Annotated in this window: 2 protein-coding genes and 1 pseudogene; 2 read left to right on the top strand and 1 reads right to left on the bottom strand. The window is 75.9% G+C overall.

The window, feature by feature from the left end; all coding sequences use genetic code 11:
* Nucleotides 1-375, bottom strand: a pseudogene (locus A6V29_RS07190) (hypothetical protein); the annotation flags it as partial.
* A gap of 114 nt (nt 376-489) precedes the next feature.
* Between A6V29_RS07190 and A6V29_RS07185 the strand changes: the two are divergent.
* Both A6V29_RS07185 and A6V29_RS07180 read left to right on the top strand, forming a co-directional pair.
* The gene (locus tag A6V29_RS07185; RefSeq protein ID WP_137159672.1) at nt 490-1029 is read left to right on the top strand and encodes a DinB family protein; all 540 of its coding nucleotides are present in this window, start codon (nt 490-492) and stop codon (nt 1027-1029) included.
* 32 nt (nt 1030-1061) lie between these two features.
* A complete protein-coding gene (locus A6V29_RS07180; protein ID WP_137159671.1) occupies nt 1062-1634 on the top strand; it encodes a GNAT family N-acetyltransferase in 573 nt (190 codons plus the stop codon).
* Nucleotides 1635-1812 lie beyond the last annotated feature (178 nt).

Genomic DNA, 1812 nt, shown 5'->3' with positions numbered 1-1812 from the left:
TTCGTCGGTGGACCGGCGGGCCGCGACGACCATCGCCTCGGCGACGTCGTCGGCGGCCGATCGGCTCCCGGGGCGCGGGGCGAACCAGCCGTCGGACCGCGCGGGCCGGCCGGCCCGGTCCTGCGTGGCCGCGTACTCGACGGCGAAGGCCAGGGCCGCGCCGGCACGGACGCGTTCCCTGTCGACCGGGGCGGCGGCGGCCTCCGTCGCGACGGTCCGCAGGCAGGCCGCGAACGGAGCGGCGATCCGCACCGCGGCGGCCGACGGCTCGAACACGACGGCGGCGGCCGCGCGGCTCATCGTCCCCGCCACCGGCGCGCCCAGCTCGATGAGCGTCCGGCCGGGGAGCTCGGCGGTGTCCTCGGAGGCGGTCACGCTCGTGATCATCCCCGGTGACCCGGTGAGGTGGCACGCCGATCCGGCCTCGTCTCACCACAGGGAGGCAGCGACGGCGGCGAATCGTCGTACGCCGTGGCTAGCGTCCCGGCCATGACCGACACCCCGCTGCTCCCGATCCTGCTGCGCGGCTGGGACGACGGCTGGGAGCGGCTGGACCGGCGGCTGGCCGGGCTCACCGACGACGAGTACCTGTGGGAGCCGGCGCCGGACGCCTGGACGGTGCGGCAGGCCGGTGCGGACGGGTGGACGGTCGACCGGGTGATCCCGGATCCCGAGCCGGCACCGGTCACCACCATCGCCTGGCGCACCTGGCACCTGGCCTCCGACTGCTTCGCCGACTACCTGGCGGACTGGCCGGGCCGCCCGCTCGAGGTGACCGACCGGCAGTGGCACGGTGACGCGGCCACGGCGCTGCGGGATCTGCGGCGCGCGGCCGCGGCGTTCAGGGACGCGGCGGTGGCGAAGGGCGAGGACGGCATCCGTCAGCAGCTCGGCCCCGCGTGGGGTCCCTATGCCGAGGGCACCTGGGCCGACCTCGTCGTGCACGCCTTCGACGAGCTCGCCCACCACGGCGCCGAGATCGCCCTGCTCCGCGACCTGTACCGCGCCACCGGGGTCGATCGGGGCTGACCGCTGTCGGTGGTCGCTGCCACGATGCGCGCATGGCGATCGAGGTGCGACCGGCGACCAGCTTCGACGACGTGGCCACGATGGTCGGTCCCAAGCGGCCGGACGCGAACGTGTGCTGGTGCCTCAGCTACCGCATCTCCTCCAAGGAGAACCTGGCGCTGCGGGGTCCGGCGCGGGGCGAGCGGGTCCGCGCACTGGTCGCCGAGGACCCGCCGCCCGGGGTGCTCGCCTACGACGGCGACGAGGTCGTCGGCTGGGCGGGGATCCACCCGCGCGCCGACACGAGCTTCGCCCGCAACCGGAAGATCCCGCAGGTCGACGACGTCGACGTCTGGTCGCTGTGGTGCCTCCGCGTGCGGCCGGGACACCGCGGCCAGGGCATCGTCCACGCCCTGGTGGCCGGCGCCGTGGAGTTCGCCCGGGCGCACGGGGCGCCCGTGGTCGAGGGGTATCCGGTCGACAACGAGGGGCGCAAGGTCGACCTGACGATGGCCTACGTGGGCACCCGTGCGGTGTTCGAGCAGGCCGGGTTCGCGAAGACCGCCGACACCACCTCGGTGATCAGCGGCTTCCCGCGGGTGCTCATGCGGCTCGACCTGCGCTGAGGTCAGCCCGCTGGCGGGCGCTCCGACCCGAGCGCGGCGACCACCTCGCGCGCCAGCGCTGCCAGCCGGGCGCGCTCGGGCTGCCGGGTGGGCACCCCCTCCGCCTCGAGTGGTGCCGCGGTCACCGGCCCCACGGCGACGGCCAGCACCCGCTCGCGCAGCGCGGCGACCACCTCCG

Source organism: Blastococcus sp. CCUG 61487, from assembly GCF_005222955.1.
Taxonomy (GTDB): Bacteria; Actinomycetota; Actinomycetes; order Mycobacteriales; family Geodermatophilaceae; genus Blastococcus.
Note: the sequence above shows the minus strand (reverse complement) of the source record. Positions and strands in the feature narration are given on the sequence as shown.